At 64.5% G+C, this 26080-nt stretch carries 20 protein-coding genes; 11 read left to right on the top strand and 9 right to left on the bottom strand.

All coding sequences use genetic code 11. From position 1 onward, the window contains the following. Nucleotides 1–61: 61 nt before the first annotated feature. From ACTX90_RS16100 to ACTX90_RS16090, 3 genes are all read right to left on the bottom strand, one after another. Nucleotides 62–1423 (bottom strand): purine-cytosine permease family protein, encoded by a 1362-nt coding sequence (locus ACTX90_RS16100; protein ID WP_443442421.1) that lies wholly within the window; start codon nt 1421–1423, stop codon nt 62–64. 284 nt (nt 1424–1707) lie between these two features. Then, a complete protein-coding gene (locus ACTX90_RS16095) occupies nt 1708–3699 on the bottom strand; it encodes a hydantoinase B/oxoprolinase family protein (protein WP_443442420.1) in 1992 nt (663 codons plus the stop codon). A 1-nt stretch (nt 3700) separates the two neighbouring features. Continuing rightward, complete coding sequence (locus ACTX90_RS16090; protein ID WP_443442419.1) at nt 3701–5755, bottom strand: hydantoinase/oxoprolinase family protein; 2055 nt, start codon at nt 5753–5755, stop codon at nt 3701–3703. 210 nt (nt 5756–5965) lie between these two features. Here ACTX90_RS16090 and ACTX90_RS16085 point away from each other — a divergent pair, with 210 nt between their 5' ends. After that, nucleotides 5966–7510: a helix-turn-helix domain-containing protein gene (locus tag ACTX90_RS16085; RefSeq protein WP_443442418.1), complete on the top strand. Its 1545-nt coding sequence runs from the start codon at nt 5966–5968 to the stop codon at nt 7508–7510. A gap of 888 nt (nt 7511–8398) precedes the next feature. Here ACTX90_RS16085 and ACTX90_RS16080 read toward each other — a convergent pair. Beyond that, a complete protein-coding gene (locus ACTX90_RS16080; RefSeq protein WP_443442417.1) occupies nt 8399–9727 on the bottom strand; it encodes an MFS transporter in 1329 nt (442 codons plus the stop codon). A gap of 185 nt (nt 9728–9912) precedes the next feature. Between ACTX90_RS16080 and ACTX90_RS16075 the strand changes: the two genes are divergently transcribed. The 4 genes from ACTX90_RS16075 to ACTX90_RS16060 all read left to right on the top strand — a co-directional run bounded on the left by ACTX90_RS16075 (nt 9913) and on the right by ACTX90_RS16060 (nt 15741). After that, nucleotides 9913–10833 carry a LysR family transcriptional regulator gene (locus ACTX90_RS16075; protein WP_160309106.1) on the top strand — a complete coding sequence of 307 codons (921 nt, stop codon included), beginning with the start codon at nt 9913–9915 and terminating at the stop codon, nt 10831–10833. Nucleotides 10834–10933: 100 nt separating this feature from the next. Next, the gene (locus ACTX90_RS16070; protein ID WP_443442416.1) at nt 10934–12574 is read left to right on the top strand and encodes an amidohydrolase; all 1641 of its coding nucleotides are present in this window, start codon (nt 10934–10936) and stop codon (nt 12572–12574) included. Between the two features lie 85 nt (nt 12575–12659). Further along, complete coding sequence (locus ACTX90_RS16065) at nt 12660–14318, top strand: thiamine pyrophosphate-dependent enzyme (protein WP_047120306.1); 1659 nt, start codon at nt 12660–12662, stop codon at nt 14316–14318. 49 nt (nt 14319–14367) lie between these two features. After that, nucleotides 14368–15741, top strand: coding sequence for an NAD-dependent succinate-semialdehyde dehydrogenase (locus ACTX90_RS16060; RefSeq protein ID WP_424572677.1), 1374 nt, complete (start codon nt 14368–14370; stop codon nt 15739–15741). Nucleotides 15742–16055: 314 nt separating this feature from the next. Here ACTX90_RS16060 and ACTX90_RS16055 read toward each other — a convergent pair whose 3' ends face one another. After that, nucleotides 16056–16532: a pyridoxamine 5'-phosphate oxidase family protein gene (locus ACTX90_RS16055; RefSeq protein WP_113607136.1), complete on the bottom strand. Its 477-nt coding sequence runs from the start codon at nt 16530–16532 to the stop codon at nt 16056–16058. Nucleotides 16533–16689: 157 nt separating this feature from the next. Here ACTX90_RS16055 and ACTX90_RS16050 point away from each other — a divergent pair, with 157 nt between their 5' ends. Next, complete coding sequence (locus ACTX90_RS16050) at nt 16690–16935, top strand: hypothetical protein (RefSeq protein ID WP_443442415.1); 246 nt, start codon at nt 16690–16692, stop codon at nt 16933–16935. Nucleotides 16936–17100: 165 nt separating this feature from the next. On the opposite strand, the gene ACTX90_RS16045 is transcribed toward ACTX90_RS16050, so the two are convergent. Next, nucleotides 17101–17430 carry a hypothetical protein gene (locus tag ACTX90_RS16045; RefSeq protein WP_231735887.1) on the bottom strand — a complete coding sequence of 110 codons (330 nt, stop codon included), beginning with the start codon at nt 17428–17430 and terminating at the stop codon, nt 17101–17103. Between the two features lie 693 nt (nt 17431–18123). Here ACTX90_RS16045 and ACTX90_RS16040 point away from each other — a divergent pair. Further along, nucleotides 18124–18780 (top strand): cyclodeaminase/cyclohydrolase family protein, encoded by a 657-nt coding sequence (locus tag ACTX90_RS16040; RefSeq protein ID WP_443442414.1) that lies wholly within the window; start codon nt 18124–18126, stop codon nt 18778–18780. Here ACTX90_RS16040 and ACTX90_RS16035 read toward each other — a convergent pair. Together ACTX90_RS16035 and bcp are read right to left on the bottom strand one after the other, a co-directional pair. Beyond that, the gene (locus ACTX90_RS16035; RefSeq protein WP_047120301.1) at nt 18777–20162 is read right to left on the bottom strand and encodes a cryptochrome/photolyase family protein; all 1386 of its coding nucleotides are present in this window, start codon (nt 20160–20162) and stop codon (nt 18777–18779) included. The genes ACTX90_RS16040 and ACTX90_RS16035 overlap by 4 nt on opposite strands. Before the next feature lie 178 nt (nt 20163–20340). Continuing rightward, nucleotides 20341–20853, bottom strand: a complete 513-nt coding sequence (gene bcp / locus ACTX90_RS16030; protein ID WP_082124010.1) for a thioredoxin-dependent thiol peroxidase — start codon at nt 20851–20853, stop codon at nt 20341–20343. Between the two features lie 190 nt (nt 20854–21043). Here bcp and ACTX90_RS16025 point away from each other — a divergent pair, with 190 nt between their 5' ends. The 4 genes from ACTX90_RS16025 to ACTX90_RS16010 all read left to right on the top strand — a co-directional run bounded on the left by ACTX90_RS16025 (nt 21044) and on the right by ACTX90_RS16010 (nt 25740). Then, nucleotides 21044–22099, top strand: a complete 1056-nt coding sequence (locus ACTX90_RS16025) for an acyl-CoA dehydrogenase family protein (protein ID WP_146955974.1) — start codon at nt 21044–21046, stop codon at nt 22097–22099. Next, nucleotides 22093–23466, top strand: coding sequence for a PIG-L family deacetylase (locus ACTX90_RS16020; protein ID WP_443442413.1), 1374 nt, complete (start codon nt 22093–22095; stop codon nt 23464–23466). Before ACTX90_RS16025 ends, ACTX90_RS16020 begins: the two co-directional genes overlap by 7 nt. After that, nucleotides 23459–24223, top strand: a complete 765-nt coding sequence (locus ACTX90_RS16015; protein WP_181728082.1) for a glycosyltransferase family 2 protein — start codon at nt 23459–23461, stop codon at nt 24221–24223. Before ACTX90_RS16020 ends, ACTX90_RS16015 begins: the two co-directional genes overlap by 8 nt. A 140-nt stretch (nt 24224–24363) precedes the next feature. After that, complete coding sequence (locus tag ACTX90_RS16010; RefSeq protein WP_047120296.1) at nt 24364–25740, top strand: NAD-dependent succinate-semialdehyde dehydrogenase; 1377 nt, start codon at nt 24364–24366, stop codon at nt 25738–25740. Nucleotides 25741–25808: 68 nt separating this feature from the next. Here ACTX90_RS16010 and ACTX90_RS16005 read toward each other — a convergent pair whose 3' ends face one another. Continuing rightward, nucleotides 25809–26066, bottom strand: a complete 258-nt coding sequence (locus tag ACTX90_RS16005; RefSeq protein WP_047120295.1) for a DUF4235 domain-containing protein — start codon at nt 26064–26066, stop codon at nt 25809–25811. Nucleotides 26067–26080: the final 14 nt, after the last annotated feature.

Below are 26080 nucleotides of genomic sequence, written 5' to 3'. Positions count from 1 at the left end.
TGCCGTGGGGTGCAATCATTGAACGCACCACACGACACCGACTTCTCCACTCGTGTGTTTCCTACAGCTGCTTCACCGATGCCAATGCATCGTGGTGCCGCATGGCCCGCGCACCCGGATTCCAGATCAAGTAGATGGTGGCGGCCAAGACCGGGGTGATGAAGACACCCACGTTCGCGCCCCATGCGCTGCCCGACTGGACCATGGCGATGCCCACCGCTGCGGAGATGACCCAAGCGCTGACGCCGGCGGCGTTGAATGCCGGGAACGTGCGGTCAGGCAGGTTCGGGCTGTCCGGCTGGAGCGAGAACTTCTTCTCGTAGCGGATGTGCACCAGGGCGATGGCGACCCAGCCGGTGACCAATGCGCCCTGCCAGGACAGCGCCAGCAGCAGGTACTGCACGACAGGCAGCAGCATGAGCAGGTAGATGATGACTGCGCCGATGAACACCCAGGCCAGGCTCGGCAGCTTCAGCCCCAATGCCCGGGCGCCGAATTCCTTCAGGTTGGAAATGCCCAGGGCGTAGTTCGCAGTGTTGATGCGGGTCTGTGAAACGAAGATAACCAGCAGGCCCAGCGGGCCCATGAGCTGCACCAGTGCACCGGCGACGCCGGTTTCGGTGGCTTCGGCACCTGGGATGGTGAAGGTCAGGTAGATGCCGATCAGCGAGTTGGCGCCGAAGGCCAGGGTGTAGAACAGCCAGCCGAAGGTGTAGCGCTCGTGGACCTTGATGTCCTTGGCACGTCCCAGCGAGGCGAAGTCCACGGTGTACATCATCAGGATCCACACACCCATGAAGGCTGCGCAGGTGGCCAGCCAGCCGGGGCCGCCGGCAGTGAAGGGCAGGGGACCGGTGGAGTGGGTCAACCAGGAGCTGCCGCCCGGGTGGGCGATGGATGCCCAGATGACCGCGGTGAGCAGGCCGCCCCAGTAGATGGGCAGCAGCCAGCCGTTGATCTTGTCCAGCCAGCGCTGGATGCCTCCGGCAATCAGCGGCAGGGTGTAGAGCACCACCAGCGCGTACCAAAGCTGAATCGGTCCGCCGAACTGCGCCTGGAATGCGTAGCCCAGGATGGCTCCTTCGAAGACCGCATAGTAGATGGCGGTGGCGGCGAAGATCAGGGTGGCCAGGACCGCGCCCTTGCGGCCCAGCAGCGTGCGGGAGAACTGGGCGACCGTCAGCCCGCTGCGCAGCGCGTAGCCTGCGAGGATGCGGTTGATGGCGCCGTAGATGACAATCGTGATGGCCAGGCCGATGAGCGTATCGATGGTGCCGTAGGCCTGGGCGAGCGATGCCCCGATGTAAATGAAGAACATGGCCGAAACCAGTCCGTACCAGGCCATGGACAGCGAGCCTGCGCTCATCTTCGTCGAGGCGGATTGCTCCATCTCGGGAAGATCCGTGGACGAGTTTGCTGACATAGAACTTCTCCTTTGAATATGGCGTGAGCCATCACATCCCGAAGCGAGTGCGCGAGTATGGCCTGGGCCTGATGTGGGTGGTGCAAGGAAAAACTGCCGGAGCCGGCGGGGAACAGAGAACGTCCGGGCGGGCTCACCGGGTGAAGCGTGTCCAACAAAAGCCGCAGGTGGCGGCGGGTGAAACAGGGCGGTGCGGGGAACGATCTTCGTGGGATCTTCCCCGCACCGCCCGGGCTGCACCTAATGGTGCAATGGGTGGTGCAATGTTGCGTGCTCTGCCGGGACTAGGCGTCCCAGTGGGCGGCCGAGCGGCGCTGCATCAGCTGGCGGTACTCGGTGGTGGAGTTCTCCAGCAGTTCGCCGGTGCCCCAGTGCAGGATCACGCCGTGGCGGCGGATGACATCCAGCATTCCGACCTTGCCCTCGCGGTAGCGTGCCGCCACCGCTTCGGCATCCTCTTCCAGCCAACCGCGGCGGTTGGCGCGGATCTGGGTGCGCAGCGCCTCGGTGTCCTCGGCCAGGATGCGGTAGTCGTCCAGTTCGGCGTCGACTTCCTCGATGACCACGCCGTAGTCGGCCGCGGCGCGGTCGATGGAGACATAGCCGTCAATGACGTCTTCCAGCACTTCCTCCGCGGTGCGCTCCAGCGGGTCGCCGAAGCCGCCGCCGCCGGCGGACGGGCGGGTGAAGACATCGCCTGGCTGGATCGGAACCGAGGAGAAGATGGAGCCCAGGAAGCGCTCGTCCTCGGTGCCCTGGTTCAGCCACACGCCGTGCGGGATGGAGGGCAGGCCGCCCTCGATGCCCCAGGTGATGGAACGCGAGCGGTCGCAGCAGTAGCTCATGACGGTGGAGTGCGCATCGGTGAGCATGCCGCCCTTTTCGATGCCCAGGCCGCCGCGGAAGCGTCCCGGTCCTGCCGAGTCGATGGCGATCTCGTGCTTGGTGGTCAGCACGGGGGACAGGCGTTCCTGGCCTTCGACCGGCTGCACCGCCAGGCCCGGACCGAAGACCGGTGCGGTGGCCGAAGCGCCGTCCTTGGAGGAGCGTCCGCCCCAGCCGCCAGCCATCCAGTCGTACCACATGAAGTAGTTGTCCTCGCTGGTGCGGGCATCGCGGCCGCCCACCAGCAGGTATTCCAGGTTGAAGGCGCAGGCCATGGCGCGCTCGGGCATGATCTGGCTCCACAGCTCGAAGATGCCGTTCATGATCTTCTCATACGGTCCGGAGCAGAAGCCGGTCACCGCGTGCGGCCAGCCGGCGTTCACCACCGAGCCCTCTTTGCCGATTTCCGCCTGGACCGCGGCGTAGAAGCCGGAGTTCAGCGGAACCTCCGGGAAGAAAGTCTTGGTTCCCGCGTAGATGGCCGAGTGGCTGGTGCCGTAGCCGGAGTTCAGGAAGGTCGCCACCGCCGGAGCGGATTCGGACAGGTCGTAGTGGATGCCCTCCCCGTCCAGGGTCAGCTTGATCTTGATCGGCACCAGGCCTTCGCCCTTGCCCGGGTCCACGTCCAGGTAGTCGGTGGTTTCCCAGGTGCCGCGCGGCAGGTCCTGCAGCTGGCGCAGCACGATGCGCTCCACGTAGTCCTGGGTCTCCTGCATCGCGGTGACCACGGTGTCCTTGCCGTACTTGTCCACCAGGCGCAGCACCTCGCGTTCGCAGACCGCGGTGGCCTCCGACTGCGCGTGCAAATCTCCCATGGCCTGTTCCGGGGCGCGGGTGTTGGAGACCAGCAGCTGCGCCACGTCGTGCAGGAACACGTGCTTGGAGTAGACGCGCACCGGGGTGATGCGCAGGCCCTCGCCGAAGTGCTCCTTGGCGTTCACGTCGAAGGAACCGGGCACGTTCCCGCCGATATCCGCCCAGTGGCCCTTGTTCTGGGCGAAGCCGATGATTTCGCCGCCGGAGAAGATCGGGCGGATGAAGGAGACGTCGTTGAAGTGGGTGCCGCCGCGGTACGGGTCGTTGATGGCGAAGACGTCGCCGTCGTGGATGTCGGTGCCGAACTGTTCCAGGACTGCCTTGCACTGGAAGTGCAGGGTGCCCACGTGCACCGCGATGTCGCCCGAGCCCTGCATCACCGTGTTGCCCTGCGCGTCGCACAGGGCGGAGGAGAAGTCGCGGGAGTAGATCACGAACGAGTAGCAGGTGCGCAGGATCTGTTCGCTCATCAGGTCCACGGAGGTGGCGAACGCGTTCTTCAGCACCTCGAAGGTGACCGGGTCCAGCGCCGGACCGGTGCTGCGGACTGCTGGGGTCTGGATAATCTGAGTCACTTTAGACCTCCGAAGAATTCTCTAGGTTGTGCAGGTGGATGCGGATGTTGCCCCAGCCGTCGATTTCGGCGGTGGTGTGCGGTGGGACCACGGTGGTGGAGTCGAGCTGGTCGATGATGGCAGGGCCTTCGAAGGTGGCGCCGGCGGGAAGCAGGCTGCGCTCGTAGACCGGGGTGTCCACCCAGCCCTCGGCGCCGAAGTACACCTCGCGGCGGGATGCCGGTGCGCCCGGGTCCGCGGTGAGCTCGGTGGCCGGCACGAAGCCCGGCTTGGGGGTCTTGCCGATGGCGCTCAGGCCCAGCTGGTAGATCTCCACCGGCTGGTCTTCCTGGCTGAAGGCGAATTCCTTCTCGTGCTGCTGGTGGAAGGTCTGAACCGCCTGCTGCAGGGCGCCGGGGCCCTGGCCCATCGGCACCGCCAGCGAACGCCACTGGCCGGCGTAGCGCATGGAGATCTCGCGCTGCAGCATGGCGTCCTCGTCCGCCACGCCCTCGTGGCGCAGGCGGGCGGTGGCTTCCTTTTCCAGGGCGGCGAATTCGGCTTCCACGTCCTTCGGGTCGACTTGGTTGGCCGGGGCGTTGTACATCAGCGAGAGGTCGTGGCGGATGTCCACCAGCAGGCAGCCCAGCGCCGAGGTGACACCCGGGTTGGCGGGGACTACCACGGTCGGGATGGACAGCTCGCGGGCCACCTCCGCACCGTGCAGGGCGCCGGCGCCGCCGAAGGCGATCAGCGCGAAGTCGCGCGGGTCGTAGCCGCGGCGGATGGAGACCAGGCGGACCGCGTCCGCCATGTTGGCGTTGGCGACCTGGACGATTGCGTGCGCCGCCTGCTCGGTGCTCATGCCCAGCGGCTTGCCGATGACCCGGTCGATGGCCTCCAGCGACAGCGAGCGGTCCAGCTCGCGGGCGCCGCCGGCCAGGGTGGTGCCCAGGCGGTTCATCGCGACGTTGGCGTCGCAGTTGGTCGGTGCCTCGCCGCCGGTGTTGTAGCAGGCCGGGCCCGGGGCGGCGCCCGCGGACTGCGGTCCGTTGCGCAGCGAGCCGGCGATGTCCAGATGGGCCAGCGAGCCGCCGCCGGCGCCGATGGTCAGCACCTCGATGGACGGGAAGACGATCGGGTGGCCGTATTCGACCTGCCATTCCTTGGTGATGCGCAGCTCGCCGCCGGAGACCAGGCAGATGTCGGTGGAGGTGCCGCCCATGTCCAGGCCCACCGCGTTCTCGAAGCCGCACTGGGCGGCGACGTGCTTGGCGGCGATGGCGCCGGCCGCGATGCCGGAGGCCGCCAGGCGGACCGGGTAGCGCTTGACCATGCGCGGGGTCATGGAGCCGCCGCCGGAGTGCAGCAGCAGCAGGTCGCCGGCGTAGCCGCCGGCCTTCAGCTCGGTGGCCAGGCGGTCCACGTAGCCGGTGACCAGCGGGGCGAGCACCGCGTTGGAGACGGTGGTGTTGAAGCGGTCGTGCTCGAAGATCTCGGGCAGGATTTCCGCGGAAGCGGAGATCGCGGTGTCCGGCAGCTCCTCCTCGAGGATCTCGCGCATGCGGATCTCGTTGGCCGGGTTGGCATAGGAGTTCAGGAAGCAGACCGCCACGGTGGTGACCCCGCGCTTGCGCAGCAGGGCTGCGAGCTGGCGGGCCTCGGTCTCATCCAGTTCGGTAATGATGTTGCCGGCGTAGTCGGTGCGCTCGGTGACCTCGAAGCGGTCGCGGCGGCGGATGTACGGGCCGGAGACGTCATTGTAGGCGTCCCACAAATCGTCCTTGGTGCCGTCGCCGATTTCAATGGCGTCGCGGAAGCCGCGGGTGGTGACCATGGCGGCCTTCGGGAAGCGGCGGGTGATCAGCGCGTTGGTGGCAACGGTGGTGCCGTGCGAGAACAGCGAGACGTCGGCCAGGTTGACCTCGGCGCGGCGCACGCCGCTCATCACCGCTTCCATCGGATCATGCGGGGTGGAGGGAACCTTGGTGACGCGCATGCTCTGGGTTTCATCATCAAAGATGCAGACGTCGGTGAAGGTTCCTCCAACATCTACGGCGACTCTTAGGTTGGCCATGATCTCTCCTCGTGGTGACGCTTGGAACTTGTGGTATCCACTGTGATGTGTGACCCACATCTCTGTCATTGGTGGAATTCAAAGCTCGGCGCGCGTAGATTGTAGTTTCTACAACGGCCCCGGAGTTCCGCGGGAATCAGGGCCGGCCGGGACAAGAAAGTTGGTGCGGTGGGCGAGCGCGAGCCATTGACGGTGCAGGAATTGCTTCACGTGAGGTCACTGGGATTGCACGCGGAAGTGCTGCCGCACCCCGAAATCGAGGTCAGCGGGGCGCACACCTCCGAGATCCACGACCCCGGGCGCTGGTTCGATCCGGGAAACATCATGCTCACCACCGGGCTGCGCCTGCAAGGCGAGCAGGACCTGGAGGCGGCCGCCGCGGGCCTGGCCGCCGCGCTGCGCCGGGCGCGGGTCTCCGCGTTGTGCTTCGGGCTGGGCATCTACTTCGAGGCGGTTCCCGTGGAACTCATCGAGGCCTGCCAGCGGGCGGACGTGAACCTGCTGACCGTGGCCCGGGACGTGCCGTTCAGCCACGTGGAGAAGTACGTCAATGCGCTGGGCCCGGTGGCCGAGGACTACGGCATGAAGCGCGCCATGTGGTTGACCAACGACCTGCTCGATTCCATCGCCTCCGACCAGCCGATCGCCTCGCTGATCCAGCGCGTGGCGGCCAACTGCCGCGGCGCGGCGATGCTCTACGAGGACACCGGCAAGCTGGTCGAGTCCAGCGGCGACGGCCCGGTGCACCTGGTGCTGCAGGCCATCACCAACCACGGGGTGCACTACGAGAAGATCAGCATCGGCCGCTGGCAGGTCATGTACCGCACCATCGTGATGCGCGGGCGCGGCTACCACCTGGCCATTGCCAGCCGGAACGAGCAGGTGCTGGGCGATGTGGGGGACATCCTGCTGGACACCACGCAGAAGATGCTCGGCGCCATCAAGGGGCTGCAGCACCTGGATGCCTCGCGGCGCCGCCACGAGAATTCGCAGCTGCTCACCAGCCTGCAGGACGGCATCGAGGTCTCCCGCGAACTGCGCTACTGGGAGCTGCTGCAGCCCTTCGGCTTCGAGGCCTACCAGCCGGTGCGCAGCGTCGCGGCCGTGGTGCTGCATGAGGGCAGCCTGGGCCCGCGCCGGGTGGAAACCCTGCTCAGCTCCGCGCAACGCGCCGGGGCGCCGCTGCTGTTCGCGGAAAACGGGCGCAGCAATGACATCCGCGCGGGATTCAACGCGCTGATCCCTGACACCAAACAGGCGGTCGGGTGGCTGGCGGAGCAGCGGGAGAACTTGGCCATCGGCCTGGGCGAGGCCTCCGGGTCGCTCTCGCGGATCCCGGAGCTGCTGCGCGGGGCGGAGCTCGCGGCCAAGGTGGCGCTGCGCGACACCGAGCACGAACCGGGCACCGAAGGCCTGCTGCTGCGAGCGGACGACCTGGACCCGGCCACCTGGATGCTGGCCCGCGTGGACAGCCCGCTGGATCGGCAGCGGCTGGTGCGTTTCATCGCCCCGCTGCGCGAAGAGCCGGAGCTGGAGGAGACGCTTATCGCCTATCTGGCGCTGGACCAGGACATTTCACGGGCGGCGGCGGCGCTCTTCGTGCACCAGAACACCGTGCGCTACCGGATCAAGAAGGCCGCCGAGCTGCTCGGCGGCAGCATGGCCGAGGTGCGCTTGGTGGCAAGCCTGTACCTGTCCTATGAGCGGCAGATTACCGAGACCCGCAATCGGCAGCGCACGGACAAGTATAAGTAAACCTGCAAGTTGGTTCCTTCCGACCGGCTCCTAATCCTTGGAGGTTATGGGCGGATTCCCTGAAGCAAGGGAAGTAATGAAGGGTTGTGAAGGTACGCCAGCGATCATTGGGCCCCTGCATACGTAGCTTAGAGACAATTCTGGTACTAGGTCATCTGAGGGTGCGAACCATATTGCTGAAGGTAGATATTTCTGTAGGACTATCCGGCATCGCACAGGGAGCGCTACCGCCGTGCGAGCCTTGTGACGATGGGTGAAAGTTCATGCGAACTAAAGATCCGCAGGGTCCGTCCAGACCGGGGTGTTGGACAGTTGAAGGATCACGATTAGTGCGCAAGTTAGAAGTGCTCGGAAAGCCATTTGGGTGTGGGTGCATCCCAGGGTGGCCGTCTAGCAGATCCATGCCATGGCCCTCTCCGATTTCGTGGCCCGCTACCGAAATCGGAGTTAGGGATTTCGCAGCGCCAGAAGCAGATCACCTCGGCATGCTGCCAGCTCCAGAAACCTGTTGTTCCCACCAAAGCCCGCAATTCCGCGGCCACTCGCTCGTTTTCTGGATGTCCACATCACGCGTCTACCAAGTACGCGTTGTGTTCGAGGAACTTCTTGATGTCTTTCAAAACCCCAAGGTTGGCAGTGGTCGTGCCGGTTCGAGCACCACGGCCATGGTGCGCTTTCGCCACCGTCCTTTGCCCTCGGGTCGGTGCGTTCATGGTCCTGTTTATGGGGCGGCCACTCGACGCGTTCGGGTGAGCTTGCAGGGTGTTGGCCCACATCTATCCAGTTGTCACAACTTCCAGCGAGCATTGGCAAAGGACGGCTCTACCACGACGCGGATGTGGTGGTGGAGCCGCCCTGATTTTTTGACAGGTCCCGGATTCCCCGGGACTAGGAGGAGGTTGGCACCTGTGAGGCGCGGGCATCGCGCGCACTCATCTTGCGGTGCAGGCCCCAGACGCCGCCAATGGTGACCAGCGCGATGATCGCGTAGAACCCGGCCACGCCCCACGGACCCAGCGAGCCGAGGACCGCCTGGGCGATCAGCGGGGTCGAGCCGCCGATCAGCGAAGCGCACAGGCCGTTGGCCAAGGCCACGCCGGTGAAGCGCACGTTGACCGGGAAGGCCTGGGACAGGAAGGAGGAGAGCATGGCGTAGTAGCCGGTGCCGCCGAGGATCGAGACGCCCAGCACCAGGGAGATGGCCACGGCGTTGGCGCTCATGATGGCCAGGAACAGCGGCACGATGATCAGCAGGTTCAGGAAGAGGCCCCAGAGCATGACCGGCACCCCGCCGATGCGTTCGGCGATCTTGGCCGCAATGGGCTGCCAGATGAACTGCAAGATGGCCATGGCCAGCAGGATGTTCAGGATGACCTGGCGGTTCATGCCCATGCCGCCGTTTTCCACGGACGTGGTGGTCCAGGACAGCAGGAAGGTGTTGTTGAAGAAGGCAATCGCGATGCCCAGTACCGAGGCGGCCACGCCCAACCAGACGTAGGAGGAAGCGGTCTTGAAGACCTGCACCAGCGGCACCTTGACCACTTCGTGGGCGGCGCGGGACTCGGTGAAGTCGGCGGACTCCTCGACCTTGGCGCGGATCACCAGGCCCACGATGACCAGCACCGCGGAGAAGAGGAACGGCACGCGCCAGCCCCAGGACAGGAAGGCCGCGTCATCGAGCGTACCCACCAGCAGGAACATCAGCGTGGCCATGATGGCGCCGGCGGGGGAGCCCTGCTGGACCCAGGCGCCGGCCATGCCGCGCTTCTTCTCGCTGGCGGACTCCGTGGCCATCAGCGTGGCACCGGCCCATTCGCCGCCCACCGCCAGGCCCTGCAGCGCACGCAGCACGACCAGGGCGACTGGGGCGAAGACCCCGATGGTTGCATAGCCCGGAAGCAGGCCGATCAGCGTAGTGGCGCTGCCCATGAGGAACAGGGTGGCCACCAAGACGTTCTTGCGCCCAAAACGGTCGCCCAGGTGTCCGAAGAGCACCCCGCCCAGCGGACGGGCCAGGAAGCCGACCCAGAAGGTCGCGAAGGAGGCCATGATGCCGGCGCCCGGGGCGATGTCCGGGTAGAACACCTTTCCGAAGACCAGTGCTGCGGCGGTGCCGAAAATGAAGAAGTCGTACCACTCGATGGCGGTGCCCACGAAGGCGCCGGCGGTGGCCCGGGTTTGACGCTGTTGGGGCGTCAGGGAGCGAGATGTTTTCATGCGGTTGTCCTTGGGTGATGCGCGTTCTTGTTCAAGTGAGCCGCGCCATAGATTTGCGTCACTTTCAGTATTGCCGGGCCGTGCTGTCTGCGTCTAAGACCAGATAGGAAGTGACATCATGCCGTTTGGTTATGGATTGTCGGATTCTCGATTGCACTGGTCGCCATGTTGCTATCTTCTTAAGCATGAACATTCGCCGACTGCAGTATTTCATCGCCGTTGTCGAGCACGGTACCGTGACGGCCGCCGCGGAGGTCCTCCATATCGCCCAACCGGCCCTGAGTCGACAGCTGAAGACCCTGGAGCGCGAATTGCGCATCGAGCTTTTCCAGTCTGCGGGCAACCGGCTCGTGCTGACCAACAGCGGGAGGGCCTTCGTCCCCATGGCGCGCAAGCTGCTGGCCGAATCCCGTGACTTGGACGCGGCCGTTCAGGTTCTGCGTACGGGCCAGGTTCAGCGTCTCTCTTGCGCGGCAACGACGGCCTCTCTGCGTGGATTCTTGTCGAACTTCATTGCCGAGCTCGGGCCGGACCAGCCGACAATTGTGGCCCGGGAAACGGGGCACTTCGAGCTGGAATCGGCCCTGCTCGATGACCTCGACTTCATCATCACCCCGACTATTCCCACTGGCGATCTGGCAACCGTCATGCTGGGAGATGTGCCGATCCGCGCCCAAGTGCCAGCAGGGCACCGCTGGCTGGGGGAAAGCCGCCGAGGGATCGAACTCTCGGAGCTGGTTGACCAGCCGCTGATCCTCTCTCCGGAACACTCGGTCAGTCGCCGGATTTTTTCTGAAGCGCTCGAACGCCAAGGGCTGCGGATTGAGCGCGCAGAGGTGTGCGACGACGGGTTGGTTTCCCACGCCTTGGTCGCCTCCGGCCGCGGCATCGCGGTCAATACCGAATATCCTGCCTTCGGGGTGCGCGGAATACCCCTTTTCGAGCAACTAGGCGTGCCAGATGCCAGTCCGTTGACGCTTCACATGTACATGGCCTGGCGTCGAGGCCACTACGCGGAAGCGAAGCTTCGCGAACTGGCCTCAGGGCTGATGGAAATGGTGGGAGGGCGGCAGGAGTCCTGGGATGTTCCAGGGCGCGATGCATAACTTTTGAGCATGTTAAATAGATCTTTTATGCATTAGACAGCATGGACTTTGCGTGCGGATACTTGAGGCAGATCACTTCAAGCTCGACGCAGGAGGACCCATGTTCGACGTGCTCTACACCAACGGAACCATCCACACTCAAGACCCGCGACGTCCGATGGCAAAGGCACTGGGGGTGCATCAAGGACGCATCATCTGCCTGGATGACCAAGTGGAGACCCGCCACTTCGCGCAGGTGGTCGACCTCGGCGGCGCGTCAGTCGTTCCCGGCTTCAACGACGCCCACCTGCATCTGACCTTCATCGGGGATGCCCTGCGCCAGGTCGACCTTCGTCCGCAGGCAGTGAAGACCATGGACGAGTTGCTGGCCGCTGTGGATTCCGCGGCTCGTGAGGCCTCCGATGGTGCCTGGGTCATCGGCACTGGCTACGACCAGAACTTCCTTGGCGATGCACACCCCACCGCGCTGGCGCTGGACGCGGTCAGCCACGGCCACCCGGTCTTCCTCTGGCATGTTTCGCGCCACATGGCCGTGGCCAACACCCTCGCCTTCGAGCGCTCCGGCTACCCGGAACGCCGCAACGTGCCGGTGCCCGACGGCGGCGCGGTGCCCAAGGATTCCGCCGGCCTGGCCCTGGGCCTGCTCCAGGAAACCGCCCGCAGCCTGGTGCTGGACCACATCCCGGCCAAAACGATTGAGGACGTGGCCGAGCTGGTTGCGGCCGGCTCGCAGGAAATGCTCAAGCTGGGCGTCACCTCCATCACCGAGCCCGGCGTGGGTGCCCCGGACCACATCGGGCAGAGCACCGTGGATTTGGCCGGCTACCAGCTGGCCCGCGAGCGCGGCCAGCTGGGCGTGCGCGCCACCCTGATGCCCTACCTGACCACCCTGCACCAGCTGGACACCGACAAGGTTGACGGACACACCCGTTACGGCCTGGATTTGGGCCTGCGCAGTGGCTTGGGCGACGACTTCTTGCGACTGGGCCCCACCAAGGTGCTCTCCGACGGTTCGCTGATCGGGCGCAGCGCATTCATGTGCTGCGACTACGCCATCGACGAAGGCAACCGCGGGCTGCTGCAGTTTCCCGAGGACACGCTGCGCGAAAAGCTGATCGGCGCCCACCTGGCCGGCTGGCAGCTGGCCGTGCACGCCATCGGCGACGCCGCGCTGGACGTGGTGATGGACATTGTCGCCGAGGCGCAGTCGCTGCTTCCGCGCACCGACGCCCGCCACCGCATCGAGCACGCCTCGATGGCCTCCGACGCGCAGATCGCCCGCATGGTCCAGCTGGGACTGGTCCCGGTCCCGCAGGGCCGGTTCATCCACGAGCTGGGCGACGGGGTGGCCACCGCGCTGGGAGCCGAACGCCAGCCGCTGGCCTACCGAGTGAAGTCCTTCCTGGACGCCGGCCTGGTCATCCCCGGCTCCACCGACGCCCCGGTGGTCAGCGCGGATCCGATCCTGAACATCGCCTCGCTGGTGCAGCGCACCACGCAGGGCGGTGCCCCCTTCACCGATTCAGAGAAGCTCACCGTGGCCCAGGCGGTGCATGCCTACACCGTGGGCAGCGCCTACGCGGTGCACGAGGAGCACTACAAGGGCAAGCTGGTCCCCGGACAGCTGGCAGACTTCGTAGTGCTCTCCCAGGACCTCTACGAGATCGACGCCGAGCAGATTGCCGAAACCCGCGTGCAAGCCACCGTGGTGGGCGGGGCGCTGGTTTATGGCGACCTCTAGCTCGGCCGCGGCCGCACCGGCCGCCCCCGCACATCCCACCGATTCCATCCCCGCACACCGCACAGCAGCACACAGGAGCAACCCCATGAGCAACTCCCCGAGCAACCCCACCCACGCCGGACAGGCCATCGTCGACTCGCTGGCCCTCCACGGGGTCGACCGCGTCTTCACCGTCCCGGGCGAGTCCTACCTGGCCGTGCTCGACGGCCTGCACGGGGCGAACATCGAGAACGTGATCGCCCGCCAGGAAGGCGGCGCCTCCTACATGGCCGAGGCCTACGGCAAGTTCACCGGACGTCCCGGCGTGGCCATGGTCACCCGCGGCCCCGGCGCCTCCAACGCCTACGTGGGCATCCACACCGCCTGGCAGGACGGCACCCCGATGGTGCTGTTCGTGGGCCTGATCCCGGTGGCGGACCGCATGCGCGAATCCTTCCAGGAATTCGACCCCTACGCCTGGTTCGGCACCCAGACCAAGCGCGTCTTCGTGCTCGACGAGCCGAACCGCGCCTCCGATGTCGTGGCCGAGGCCTTCTTCGCCGCCTCCTCGGGGCGCCCCGGCCCGGTGGTCGTGGGCCTGCCCGAAGACGTAATCACCAAGGAATTCACCGCCGCGCTCACCGCGCCGATCCCGGTTGCCGAGGGCGCAGTGGACGCCGCGCAGCTCGAGGCGATCACCCAGGCGCTGGACGGCGCGCAGCGTCCGCTGCTGATGGTCGGCGGGCAGCGCTGGAGCGCACAGGCCGCCGCCCAGGTCACCGCCTTCGCCGAGAAGAACAACATCCCGGTGGTGCAGGACTGGCACGCCGCGGACCGCATCCCGTTCGGCTCCCCGGTCAACATGGGCTCGCTGGGCTACGGACGCTCGGCCGCCGCGGCCACCATGCTCGCCGACGCCGACGTGCTAGTAAGCATCGGTTGCGTGCTGGGTGATGTCTCCTCCGACGGCTACACCCTGCGCCAGGACCCGGACGCCGTGAACTACGTGATCAGCCCCGACACCACGCTGCGCGGACGCTCGGGCAACCTCAGCGCCCACGTGCTGGCCTCCCCGGTGGCCTTCGCCGCCGCGCTGGAAGGCATCGAGCTGGGCGCCGGTGAACGCTGGGAGGATTGGCGCGCCGCCGGCCGCGAGGCCCAGGTGAAGGTTTCCACCATCCCGGGCGACGAGCAGCTTCCGGCCACCGCCCCGGGCACCGCCCGCATGTCCGTGGTGATGCGCGAACTGATCTCGCGCCTGCCCGATGACGTGGTGAACTCCGTGGGCGCCGGCAACCACACCGCCTGGGCCCAGTGGTACATGCCGACCAACGTCTTCCCTTCGGCGCTGTCCACCCGCAACGGCTCCATGGGCTACTCCATCCCGGCCGCCGTGGTGGCCGCCAAGCAGGCCCCGGCGCGCCTGTCGGTGGCCGTGTGCGGCGACGGCGAGTTCCTGATGAACGGCCAGGAGTTCGCCACCGCGGCGCAGTTCGGCGCCCCGATCCTGGCCGTGGTCATGGACAACCGCCAGTTTGCCACGATCCGCGACCACCAGGAGCACCACTTCCCGGGCCGCGTCTCCGGCACCCAGCTGCAGAACCCTGACTTCGCCGCCTTTGCCCGTGCCTTCGGCGGGCATGGCGAATACGTTGACGACGATGCCCAGGCCGCCGAGGCCGTGCAGCGTGCGCTGGCCGCCGTGGCCGAAGGCCGCCCGGCCCTGATCCACGTGGTCACCGACCAGGCCATCGCCCTGCCCTAGCGCAGTCCGGTCCGCCGAGAACATCCCAACTTTTCCAAGGAGCACGTCAATGAGCACCTATGCAGTCACCAATCCCGCCACCGGGCGCGTGGAGGCCAGCTACGATACGGCCACCGATGCGCAGGTCGCCCAGGCCGTCGCGCAGGCCGATGCGGCCTTCCGCACCTGGTCGAAGTCCGCCATCCAGGACCGCGTGGACCTGCTGAACCGCGTCGCGGACCTGTATGCCGAACGCCGCGAGCAGCTGGCCGCGATCATCACCCGCGAGATGGGCAAGCCGATCTTCCAGTCTGGAATTGAGATCGATATCGTTGTCTCGATCTACCGCTACTACGCGGCGAACGGGCCGAAGTTCCTGGAAGACGAGGAACTGGAGGTCGCCAGCGGCGGCACCGCAGTAGTCCGCAAGGAAGCGGTCGGCGCGCTGCTGGGCATCATGCCGTGGAACTTCCCGTACTACCAGGTGGCCCGCTTCGCCGCGCCGAACCTGATGAACGGCAACACCATCGTGCTCAAGCATGCCCCGCAGTGCCCGGAATCCGCGCTGGCCATGGAACAGATCTTCCTGGACGCAGGAGCCCCACAGGGCGCTTACGTCAACATCTTCGCGACCAACGAGCAGGTCGCGGACGTCATAGCCGACGCCCGCATCCAGGGTGTCTCGCTGACCGGCTCGGAGCGTGCCGGTTCCGCGGTGGCGGAGATCGCCGGACGCAACCTGAAGAAGGTGGTGCTGGAACTGGGCGGCTCGGATCCGTTCCTGGTGCTGGATGACGCCGACGTGCCGGCCGCCGCGAAGCAGGGCCTATTCGGCCGCTTCGGCAACACCGGCCAGGCCTGCAACGCGGCCAAGCGCTTCATCGTCGACGAGTCGGTGTACTCCGAGTTCGCCGCGAACTTCGCCGACGCGGTGGCCGGGATCATCGTGGGCGACCCCACCGACCCGAACACCTTCATGGGCCCGCTGTCCTCGATTGCGGCCCGTGACGGCCTGGCCGCGCAGGTGCAGGATGCCATCGACAAAGGCGCTACGGTTCTCGCCGGCGGAGCCAAGATCGAAAGCACAGGCGCATACTACGCTCCGACTATCTTGGCCGACGTCACCCCGGACATGCGTGCGTATTCGGAAGAGCTGTTCGGCCCGGTGGCAGTGCTCTACAAGGTCTCCGGCGACGACGCCGCGGTTCAGTTGGCCAACAGCTCGGACTACGGGCTGGGCGCCTCGGTGCAGACCCAGGATCCTGCGCGTGCGCAGGCCATTGCCGCCCGCCTGGAAACCGGCATGGTTTCCATCAACGAGCCGTCCGGCACCGCCGCGGAGCTGCCCTTCGGCGGCGTGAAGCGCTCTGGAGTGGGTCGTGAGCTGGGCAAGTTCGGGATGGCCGAATTCGTGAACCACAAGCTGGTGAAATTTCCAGGCTAGCGCGCACGATCATGCGCCCGCGGTTGCCTAGAGATAGTTCCGCTCCCGCCTACTTCCCGAATTCCTTGGAAGTAGGCGGGGGTCTGCAGTAGAGAGGCATGTGGCACGTTCCCTTGCTATACATGCTCGTTGGCGTAGGCTCATATATGTCCTTTCTGAACTTGAGGTCTAGCTGGGCCACTCCTAAACTTGGTACGTTCCCGACTGTGCAGTGTTGAACGCTCCAACAGACGTGACTCTTATTGCTTCATGTCGAGGTTGCATTCAATCTCTTGACTAGTTGACTCACGCGTCACTAGTCGGCGCGCGCGAATTTAAAGGTCAACCACCCCAGAATCGCCGGGGTGCGCCTGCTCTCCGGTCAGCTTGTGCTTGACCCAGCTGGCGGCCAGGCTGACCGGCCCTCCCGGATTTTCCCAGTACTCGGCGGATTCGGAACTCACATGCAGCAGCGCGACATTCGGCGATTTGGCTCCGCCGCGGGCGAATGCCTCGACCGCAGGGTTCCAAAGTTCCTCCTTCTTGCCGACATCGCGCACGATCTCAGCGGTGCCGCGGACGGAGACCCAGCTCGTCTTGTCGGAGAACGAGATGTTGATGTTGCGATCCTTCGCCACTTCCTGGGCGATTTCGGATTCTGTCGCGATGAAGAACCAGAGGTCGCCGTCGTCGGTGACTTGAACTGCTGTCAAGGGCCGGCTGAGCAGGTTCTCTCCCGACCGGGTGGTCAGCATGCCCACCTTGATGTCCTCGATGATCTTGACGACTTTTTCTACGTCATTGGTGCTCATGTGTTCCTCCAAAAAGAAGTATTGGATTTGCTTGGGCTGTTTTAGTTGGTTGGGATGCGCTTTGAGACGAGATGCCAACTTGTGAGTTTCAGTTAAAACCCTGGCAACCCCCTTGCGGCAGGAGCGGCAGGCGTAAGGTCGAACCCACGTGGAGCCAATGAACCTACAGAAATTGCCGATGAACCGCCGACCTCGCAAGCACCTGCATCTGAATCTCAACGTTGACCAATTCGACGATCTCATCAGCGCCTTGGAGAGCCACCGGGATTGTCTCCGACGCTTGAGCGAGGAAGCGGCGAACGGTTTTGGCCTTGGCAACCCCTATTGGGATGGACGGGTGAATGAGATCCAAGAGCTGATCGACGCGGTCCGGCATTGTGCTCGTGGCGATGGGGCGGAATAACCCGTTGCGGGTGTTCCTCCGTCCCTGCGGGATTCCAGGCTCCCGATGACATCACTTGTATGCCTGCCCCACAGAACGTTCTTCGGCGGCCCGGCCGCTGGGCGACCGATTACTGGTCTTTGCCCAGCAGCCAAGCGCCGGAATACGTACCGTGCAAAATCCTCGTCAACTATTGAAATGCTGGGCGTAGCTCTTCACTTCGGGTGCACCGTGGAAAACGGGGACTGGGTGCGTGACCGTGCTGCATTCCCAGTACTTCGAGCGAAAAGTCACCAAGCCCTGCAACTCGGCGCGCTCGAAGAGATCCGAAATCGGGGTTGAATCTTTTTCGCATCCCACGGTCTCCAAGGCCGGATTAGGCGTAGCCACATAGAGGAATTTCAGCTCGTCCGTCCGGGGATCGAGCATTGCGACCAGAACTGAGCGGCCATGCATGCTTACTAGTCCCATCACGTCGTTGACGGATTCCGTTGACACCGTCATCACGATTGGCATGCCCTGGGCCCATCCGTACTCGGACAAGTGCTTGCGGCCTTCACGTGACCCGAGAAGTTCCGAGACTCGCTCGGCCGTTTTCGTCCTGACTATACGTCCTGGCATCTGTTTGACCTCCACCTTGTTCGTAACTGTCCGGGTGATCCCGTTGTTCTTGGAACTTCGTGCAGCTCTGGCTTGAGCTTGCGAACTGCACGAAATCCACTGCATTTACGTCACTTAAGGAGTTCTATCTTAATTGGACTTGGTTGTCTCGAAACATGAAGGAAAGTCCAGTTCGCCAGGGAGCGAGCTCAGAAATTTCCATGTCAGATTGCGTTTTAGATGAATTATTATCACCGTGGATAGTTAAAAACGGCCTAGTCAATTAATGAAATATGGTTATATTTCAGCAAGCGACCACCTGAATTACCAAGTGCCCAGCAAAGCAAGACTTCTCGGGGAACTTTGAGGTTTTGTGTAGCCGGGGTCACTTTAGTTGCACTTGCATGTTTTGCCGCCCGGGGATTCGAGGGCATCGAATCGCGCCGTGTGCGGCTGCCTGACCCGATGTCGCCATGCAGGTCATTCCGGCAGTTGCGGAACTGCCGCGCGCGGCGGTCAATGGGGTTTCGGTGCGGGAAGGCAGTTGGCGGAACTCAGGGGCCACTCAGGAAGCGCTGGCCTGCGGCGGTCTGCGCGCACACTGGTGGCATGGAAAAACCGGAATCCGTATCCACGCAGCAGCTGACGGTCGCGCAATGGACCGAGAAGCTTTCGCAGACCACCGGAGTGCCTGGCGGGGGAGCGGGAAGCGGAGTGATGCTGTCCGTGGCAGCGGCGTTGATCTGCATGGCCGCCGGCTACAGCGAGGATGCAGAGGCTGAGGGAGAAGCGGGGCGCATTAGGCGACGAGGGCAAATCTTGCGCAACGAATCCCTCCAGCTGGCGGATGAGGACGCTGCTTGCTCTGCATCCTTCGGCGCGGCTTTCCATGCTCCGGCAGACGCCGCCCGGTCGGCGGCGATTTGTGGTGCGGCACTGCAAGCTGCCCGGTCCTCGGCCGCCATCGGGAAGCGGGCCGCGGCGGCGGTTGATGACATCCGATGGCTGGCCGAATATGGAAACCAGGCCCTGGTTGCCGACGTGGTCGTCGCCTTGGGAGCGCTGCGGGCCTCGATCTCCGGGTGCCGTGCCAACGTCTGCTTTGATTTGTCGACGCTGCAAGCGCACCGGGACTCTGGGCGACCCGAGGGCGAAGCCGCAGGCCTGTATGGCACCATTGAACAGCTGGACCGCGCACTGGCGAGCATCGATAAACTGTCCGCCGACATCGATGCCCGGATCAGGGAGCGCCTGTCAGACGACTAGCCCTTGTGGCGGGCTTTCATATGGTCGTAGGCTTCAAGGGCCTGGGCTCGCGAGGATTTCAGATCCACAATGGGCTCGTGGGCCACCGGGGCGAACCGCGCCACGTAGGATCCCTGCGGATCAAATTTCTTCGCCTGAAGCTCGGGGTTGAACACCCGGAAATATGGGGCAGCATCTGCGCCGCTGCCGGCAACCCACTGCCAATTGGCGCTGTTGCTGGCCAGGTCGGCGTCCACCAGGGTGTCCCAGAACCACTGCTCGCCGACCTTCCAGTGCACTCCTAGATTCTTGACCAGCAGGCTGGCCGTCACCATGCGGACGCGGTTATGCATCCAGCCGGTTTCCCAGAGCTGCCGCATGCCCGCGTCGACCAGGCGGAAGCCTGTCTCGCCGTGCTGCCAGGCGGCAACGTGGGCCGCGGCCTGCGGATCGTCGTCCGGCCACGCCCAGTCGAAGGCGTCGAATTCGCCGCGCAGGTTCTGCGTGGGCAGTGAAGGGTGGTGGTAGAGCAAATGCCAGCAGAAATCGCGCCACGCCAGCTGGCGCCGGACCGCGGCGACGCCCTCGGACGCGCCAGGATTCGACGCTGACTGCCGGCCCAGAGCTTCCCAGGCCTGGTGCGGACTGAGGTGCCCCCAGCGCAGGGCGGGGGACAGCGCGCTGGTCCCGTCCAGGTCCGGCCGGTCATGATGCTGCGGGTAGTCGGCGGCGATGGATTCGGCGACCTCCTCCAATCTTGAGTGCGCCTCGGCTTCTCCAGGGACCCACCTTGCGGCCAGCCCACCGGACCAGTCGGGGTTGGTGGGAAGCAGGTCCCAGCTCTCCAGGTCCTCGCTGTCTGGAAGGCTGTTCACGGTTTCCTGCGGTTCAGGGACTGGCAGGACCGGGCGCAGCTCGGCATCGCGCAGCTTGTTGTAGAACGGGGTGAAGACCTTGTAGGAGTTGCCCTCCTGGGTCTGGAGTTGCCAAGGCTCGTGCAGCAATGAGCCTGCGTAGCTGTGCGCTTCGCGTCCCGCGCCGCGAAGCTTCGCCTTGGCCAGCGCATCGACCTCTCGTTCGGCTTCCGAGTATCGGCGGGTCCAATGGATGCCCTGCGCTCCGCAGTCCTCGGCCAGCGTGTTGATGATTTCCGCTGCCTGTCCGCTACGCAGAACCAGTGGAACACCCAGCTCGGCCAGTGATTCGCGGAGGCTGAGCAAAGCGTGGTGGAGCCACCAGCGCGCGGCGCCGCCAAGCGCCCGCAGTCCGGGGGATTGCTCGTCGAAGACGTAGACGGCGATGGCCGGACCTGCAGCCATGGCGGCGGTCAGCGCCGGATGGTCTGCGGTGCGCAGGTCGTCGCGGAACCAGACAAGCTGGAGCGGGGCGGTTGTGCGAGGCATGCAGTTCCTTTGGCTTGGGAATAATGCTAGCTTAGCTAACTTTTAGCCCGGCAAAAGTCCACTATGGTGCGGAGTATCAGATGGCGACTGTGCGGACGCAAAAGGATGGGTGCGGGAACCTTCGGTTCCTGCGCCCATCCTCGGCCGAATTCAGGAGGGCCGCCTGGGCCCAAGGGCTTTAGATACCCAGCTCATCACGCAGGCGGGCCACGTGGCCCTTGGCATCCACGCTGTACTCCACATGGCTGATCTTCCCTTCAGGGTCCACCACTGCCGTTGAGCGCAGCGTGCCCACGAAGGTCTTGTCCCCAAAGGTCTTTTCGCCGAAAGATCCGTAGGCTTTCGCCACGGCATTGTCCGGATCGGAGAGCAGCGGGAAGTTCAAGGACTCATCCGAAGCGAACTGGCTATTGGCTTCCGGCTCGTCGGGAGAGATGCCCAAAACCGAATAGCCAGCAGCGTGCAGCGAATTCAGGTTGTCGCGGAAGTCGCAGGCTTCGGTCGTGCAGCCCGGGGTTGCCGCCTTTGGGTAGAAGTAGACGATGACATTCTTGCCAGCGTAGTCGGAAAGCGAAACAACCTCGGATTCGGTGTTGCGCAGGGAGAATGCGGGGGCCTGCTGGCCCACGGCCAGGGGAGCGGAATGTTCAGCCACGATCTCAACTTTCGTATTACGGTAATTTCTTTTCATTCTAGGTGTTTCCGGTCTCCCCTGCTAGGGGGAAGCCCGAAAAGAACTCGAGCGCTTCAGCAATAGTGCACAGCACCTCAAGGGCATGTAGGGACTGCCGCACCGAGTTCGTTTTGTGGAAATTTTCAGATTGCCTGGGGGCTCCATGCCGCTGACTTACACTGAGTGGCAACGACAGAGAGGAGCCCCAGTGGAATCGACACCAGTTATGTTTTCGCGTGGCGATAGGGCTGATGCCGCAGATCAAGAGGGCACATGGTGGGCCAGCGCGCCTCATCTGCTGGATGTGGCCGCCGGGTGCAAAGGCCACGCCACCCCCATCCTGCATGCGCTGAAACAGATCGAAGGAGAGCTGCCGGTGCCGGGCAACGGCTCGACGCGGCAGTTGTGGGAATTTTTCGCCTCGGTCGCGGCCCTGGATCTCGTCGCAGCGCGCACGCTCGAACCGCATTTTGATGCCGCCGCAATACTGCACCAGGCTGACATGCCGTGGCCCCAAGCGACCACGTGGGGTGTTTTTGCCGCGGAGGCGCCTGGCCAGCGGCTCGAAGCCAGCCGTTTCTCAGGGCAATGGACGCTGACTGGAATCAAGCCTTGGTGTTCCCTGGCGGGAGAATTGACTCATGCCTTGATCAGCGCGCACACCTCGCAGGGCCGGCAATTGTTCATGATCGAGCTGGGTGGGCCGGAAACGGAACTTGCCGATAGCAGCTGGGTCAGCCGGGGATTGCAAGATGTCCCGAGCGGATCGCTTCGGTGCATGGATACTCCGGCGCAACCGGTGGGGGAAGCCGGCTGGTATCTTGAACGCTCCGGCTTCGCCGTGGGAGGCGTTGGCGTCGCGGCGTGCTGGTTCGGCGGGGCCGTCGGGTTGTTCCGGCACCTGCTGGGCACGGCGCGCACGCGCGAACCAGACCAGCTGGCCTTGGCTTGGCTGGGGGAGGCCGACAGGCTCCTCGCCTCCGGGGCCGCCATGCTCGAACGCGCTGCGGAGCTTGCGGATCGAGAACAGCTCGGCCCGCGTCAAGCCGCGCAGACCAGAGGAGAAATCGCCCGGATCTGTGAACGCATGATCCACATCAGCGGCCATGCCACTGGGCCCGGGCCGTTGGCCTTGGATGAAGAGCATGCCCGCCGGGTTGCAGATCTCTCGATATACATTCGCCAGCACCATGCCACACGCGATGATGCCGCGCTGGGACGGATGCTTCTGGAGGACCGGAGTAAGGAACAAGAACCATGGTGACGTTCAGCCATCTGCAGCAAGGAACCTCTGCCCAAGCTTGGCGTGACTGCGGAATCGAGGATCTGGAGGTTCTGCCGTTGGACCAGGTCTTCGAATCAGCGCAAGGGCTGCTGGTTCTCGCAGCCCACCCCGACGACGAAACGCTCGGCGCCAGCGGTTTGATGCAGGAAGCCCTGCGGCGCAACATCACCGTGGAGGTGCTCCTCTGCACCGACGGGGAAGCTTCCCATCCTGGCTCCTCGACCCACTCCGCACAGCAGCTGGCCCGCTTGCGTGCAGGGGAAGTCTCCCAAGCCATGATGCAGCTTGGCCGGGACAGCGGCACCGGCCCCGGGATCACGGTTCGCAGGCTGGGTCTTCCCGACGGACAGCTGGCCGCACATCGCGCAGAACTCCACGAAGCCCTGCTTGACCGTGCACAGGAAGCACCGTGCGTGCTGGCCAGCACCTACCGGGCAGATGCCCATACGGATCATGATGTCCTCGGACTCGTCGCCGCGGGCATCGCGCAGCAACTGTCGCTCTTCCACCTGGAGTTCCCCATTTGGTACTGGCATTGGGCCTCACCGCTCGAGGACGGCCGATGGTGGCATTGGAACAGGCTCGAACTGGATTCGGCAGCGCTGGATGCCAAGCGAAAAGCCTTATCCGCGCACCAGTCGCAAACGCAGCCCCTGTCCGACCAGCCCGGGGACGAGGCAATGCTCAGTGCCGAAGTCATGGAGCACTTCCTGCAGTCCCAGGAGATCTTCCGGCTGACCCGTTCCGGAGAGAAAGATACCGCCATGACCTCTTCGGTTTTCGAAGATCTCTATCTGGATCAACCTGATCCGTGGAACTACAGGGACAGCGGGTACGAGGAAAGGAAACGCGGAATACTGCTCAGCTCCCTGCCCCGGAAGCACTACGGCACGGTGCTGGAACTTGGGTGCTCCATTGGAATCCAAACCTCGGCATTGGCTGAACGCTGTACGTCTCTGGTGGCGATTGACTCAAGCCGAACCGCGCTGGAGCAAGCGCAGCGCGAAACCGCGCGCTTCGAGCACGTGCGATTGGAACAGCGTCTGCTTCCCGAGCAATGGCCGGAACTCGCCCATGGCACGGTCGATCTGGTCGTCATCAGCGAGATCGGCTACTTCTTGGCCGCCGACGAGCTTGAAGAACTCCTAGGCCTGTGCGAATCTGTCTTGGCCCCCGGCGGTGAACTGCTGCTCTGCCACTGGCTCCACCCCATCGAGGGATGGCCTCTGGACGGGCAGGCTGTTCACCGGATTGCCCACCGCCGGCGGTGGGACCGTCTGGTGATGCATGAAGAGCGGGACTTCTTGCTGGAAATCCTTCGCAAACCCGGGCAGTTGGATGGCTAGAAGACTGCGGACAATACTGGTTGTCATTCCCGCCCATAACGAAGAGCGGTACATCCTCGACTGCCTGGAAGCCGTGGACCGGTCGAAGTTGAACCTGCAAGCGGTTTGCCCAGGCATCGCCGTGCACACCATGGTGGTGCTGGACACCTGCACGGACAGCACTGCGCAGCGTGCCAGCGACTTCGCGGCCACACACCCGGGCTATTTTGCCCACCACGTGAACTTCGGTAATGTCGGAGCGACCCGCGCCTTCGGTATTGCCCAAGGGCTCAACCGACTGCCGGGGCCGCACGGGACATCAGAAACCTGGATTGCCTGCACCGATGCCGACACGAGGGTTCCAGAGAACTGGCTGAAGGAATTCGCCGTGGCCTATCTCGGGGGAGCTGATGCGGTGACCGGCACTGTGGAACCCGACCGGGTCGAATTGGCCCCGCAACTGTACCGGCAGTGGCGGGAACGCTACGTGCTGGCGCCCCACCATCCGCATATCCACGGGGCAAACCTCGGGGTCAGCGCCACGGCGTACTTGCAGGTCGGGGGTTTCAAGACCTTGGCAGCCCATGAGGACGTTGAGCTCGTGGCCAGACTCAGGCGTCGCGGATACCGCGTGGTCGCCACGGACCAATTGCATGCGGTCACCTCAGGCCGCTTAGAAGGGCGGCTGAAATCCGGTTTCGCGGATTATCTTTCCGCGCTCGCCGGCGAAACTGGAACCTGCGCTGACAACTCCTTGGATACCATCAGAGCCGGTTGAAGCGGCAGCGGGATTTCATTGGCTGCGAACAGAGATGATGATTTGCTTCAAGCGCTGTCTCTTCCTGCCCGAACATGGAACGCTGGATGTGGAACATCGCGCAGAAATCCGAGCGCAGCCGAACGTCAGCAAGGAGCATCATGAGCCAGTACGCAGTGACCAACCCCGCGACCGGAGTTGTCGAGGCAACCTACCCTACTGCCACCGATGAACAGATCCAAGAAGCGCTGGCCACCGCAGATGCCGCCTATGCGGACTGGTCCCGCACCACGCTGGACGAACGCGTGGCGCTGCTGGAGAAAGTCGCGGACATCTACGAGGAGCGCGCCGAGGAGCTGGCCGCCATCATCACCCGTGAAATGGGCAAGCCCATCAGCCAGTCCCTGGGCGAGATCGGGCTGGTCGTTTCCATCTACCGCTATTACGCCAAGAACGGGCCGAAGTTCCTGGAAGACGAGGAACTGGAGGTCGCCAGCGGCGGCACCGCAGTAGTCCGCAAGGAAGCGGTGGGCGTGCTGCTGGGCATCATGCCGTGGAACTTCCCGTACTACCAGGTGGCCCGGCTCGCGGCTCCGAACCTGATGATCGGCAACACGATCCTGCTCAAGCACGCCCCGCAGTGCCCGGAATCGGCCCTGGCCATGGAGCAGATCTTCAAGGACGCAGGTGCCGCCCAGGGGCTGTACGTGAACATTTTCGCCACGAATGACCAGGTTGCAGACGTCATTGCCGACCGCCGCGTCCAGGGCGTCTCGCTGACCGGCTCCGAGCGTGCAGGCTCTGCGGTGGCGGAAATTGCCGGCCGCAACCTGAAGAAAGTCGTGCTGGAGCTCGGCGGCTCCGATCCCTTCGTGGTGCTTCCGGACGCGGACATCAACCGCACCGCGAAGCTCGGGATGCGGGCGCGCTTCGGCAATACCGGCCAAGCCTGCAACGCGGCCAAGCGCTTCATTGTTGATTCCTCGGTCTACGACCAGTTCGCCCAGGCCCTGACCGAGCAGGTCGCCGGCATCAAGTCCGGGGACCCCACGCAGAAGGAAACCTTCCTCGGCCCGCTGTCCTCGGCCTCTGCGCAGTCGGGGCTGGCGTCCCAGGTGGAAGACGCCATTTCCAAGGGTGCGACAGTGCTGGCTGGCGGCAAGCCGGTGGCTGGCGACGGCGCCTACTTCGAACCGACCATCCTTGCCGATGTGACCCCGGATATGCGTGCGTTCTCCGAGGAGCTGTTCGGCCCGGTGGCAGTGCTGTACAAGGTGGACGGGGAAGAAGAAGCCATCGCCTTGGCCAACAACAGCGACTACGGGCTGGGTGCGTCCGTCCACACCCAGGATCTGGAGCGTGCGCACCGCATCGCCGCGCAGCTGCAGGCGGGCATGGTTTCCATCAATGAGCCCTCCGGCTCGGCCGCAGAGCTGCCGTTCGGCGGCGTGAAGCGCTCGGGCATCGGACGCGAGCTAGGCAAGTACGGCATGGAAGAATTCATCAACCGCAAGCTCGTGAAGGTCTCCAGCCGCTGACCCGGACTGTGCATCTTAAGCGCATGGCGGCGCTCCCGGAGGGGAACGCCGCCATGAGTCTGCCGCCGCTAGTGCGAGCGGACCTTGGCTTCCAAGCCGCGCGTCCAGCGCTTGGTGACTGCCTGGATTACCGCAGCGCTGGCACCGGAGATCACGGCGAAGGAAAGCACCTTGCCCAGCTTTTCCTGTTGTTGCTGCTCGGGGTTGGTCAGCGTGGGCGGGAGGTCGCCGGTAGTTTTCTTCCACACCGTGCTGACCAGCTTGGTTCCGACCCACCCGGCAGCCAGGGAAACCACCGTACCGAAGAGCTTGACCAGAATTTTCATTGTTCATACCTTCC

Source organism: Glutamicibacter soli (assembly GCF_052322135.1).
GTDB classification, from domain to species: domain Bacteria; phylum Actinomycetota; class Actinomycetes; order Actinomycetales; family Micrococcaceae; genus Glutamicibacter; species Glutamicibacter soli.
Note: the sequence above shows the minus strand (reverse complement) of the source record. Positions and strands in the feature narration are given on the sequence as shown.

Coding starts and splice junctions, on each gene's coding strand:
- ACTX90_RS16100 (WP_443442421.1), bottom strand. CDS start 1,423: ATGTCAGCAAACTCGTCCACGGATCTTCCCGAGATGGAGCAATCCGCC.
- ACTX90_RS16090 (WP_443442419.1), bottom strand. CDS start 5,755: ATGGCCAACCTAAGAGTCGCCGTAGATGTTGGAGGAACCTTCACCGAC.
- ACTX90_RS16080 (WP_443442417.1), bottom strand. CDS start 9,727: ATGAAAACATCTCGCTCCCTGACGCCCCAACAGCGTCAAACCCGGGCC.
- ACTX90_RS16075 (WP_160309106.1), top strand. CDS start 9,913: ATGAACATTCGCCGACTGCAGTATTTCATCGCCGTTGTCGAGCACGGT.
- ACTX90_RS16070 (WP_443442416.1), top strand. CDS start 10,934: ATGTTCGACGTGCTCTACACCAACGGAACCATCCACACTCAAGACCCG.
- ACTX90_RS16065 (WP_047120306.1), top strand. CDS start 12,660: ATGAGCAACTCCCCGAGCAACCCCACCCACGCCGGACAGGCCATCGTC.
- ACTX90_RS16060 (WP_424572677.1), top strand. CDS start 14,368: ATGAGCACCTATGCAGTCACCAATCCCGCCACCGGGCGCGTGGAGGCC.
- ACTX90_RS16055 (WP_113607136.1), bottom strand. CDS start 16,532: ATGAGCACCAATGACGTAGAAAAAGTCGTCAAGATCATCGAGGACATC.
- ACTX90_RS16050 (WP_443442415.1), top strand. CDS start 16,690: ATGAACCTACAGAAATTGCCGATGAACCGCCGACCTCGCAAGCACCTG.
- ACTX90_RS16045 (WP_231735887.1), bottom strand. CDS start 17,430: ATGCCAATCGTGATGACGGTGTCAACGGAATCCGTCAACGACGTGATG.
- ACTX90_RS16040 (WP_443442414.1), top strand. CDS start 18,124: ATGGAAAAACCGGAATCCGTATCCACGCAGCAGCTGACGGTCGCGCAA.
- ACTX90_RS16035 (WP_047120301.1), bottom strand. CDS start 20,162: ATGCCTCGCACAACCGCCCCGCTCCAGCTTGTCTGGTTCCGCGACGAC.
- bcp (WP_082124010.1), bottom strand. CDS start 20,853: ATGAAAAGAAATTACCGTAATACGAAAGTTGAGATCGTGGCTGAACAT.
- ACTX90_RS16020 (WP_443442413.1), top strand. CDS start 22,093: ATGGTGACGTTCAGCCATCTGCAGCAAGGAACCTCTGCCCAAGCTTGG.
- ACTX90_RS16015 (WP_181728082.1), top strand. CDS start 23,459: ATGGCTAGAAGACTGCGGACAATACTGGTTGTCATTCCCGCCCATAAC.
- ACTX90_RS16010 (WP_047120296.1), top strand. CDS start 24,364: ATGAGCCAGTACGCAGTGACCAACCCCGCGACCGGAGTTGTCGAGGCA.
- ACTX90_RS16005 (WP_047120295.1), bottom strand. CDS start 26,066: ATGAAAATTCTGGTCAAGCTCTTCGGTACGGTGGTTTCCCTGGCTGCC.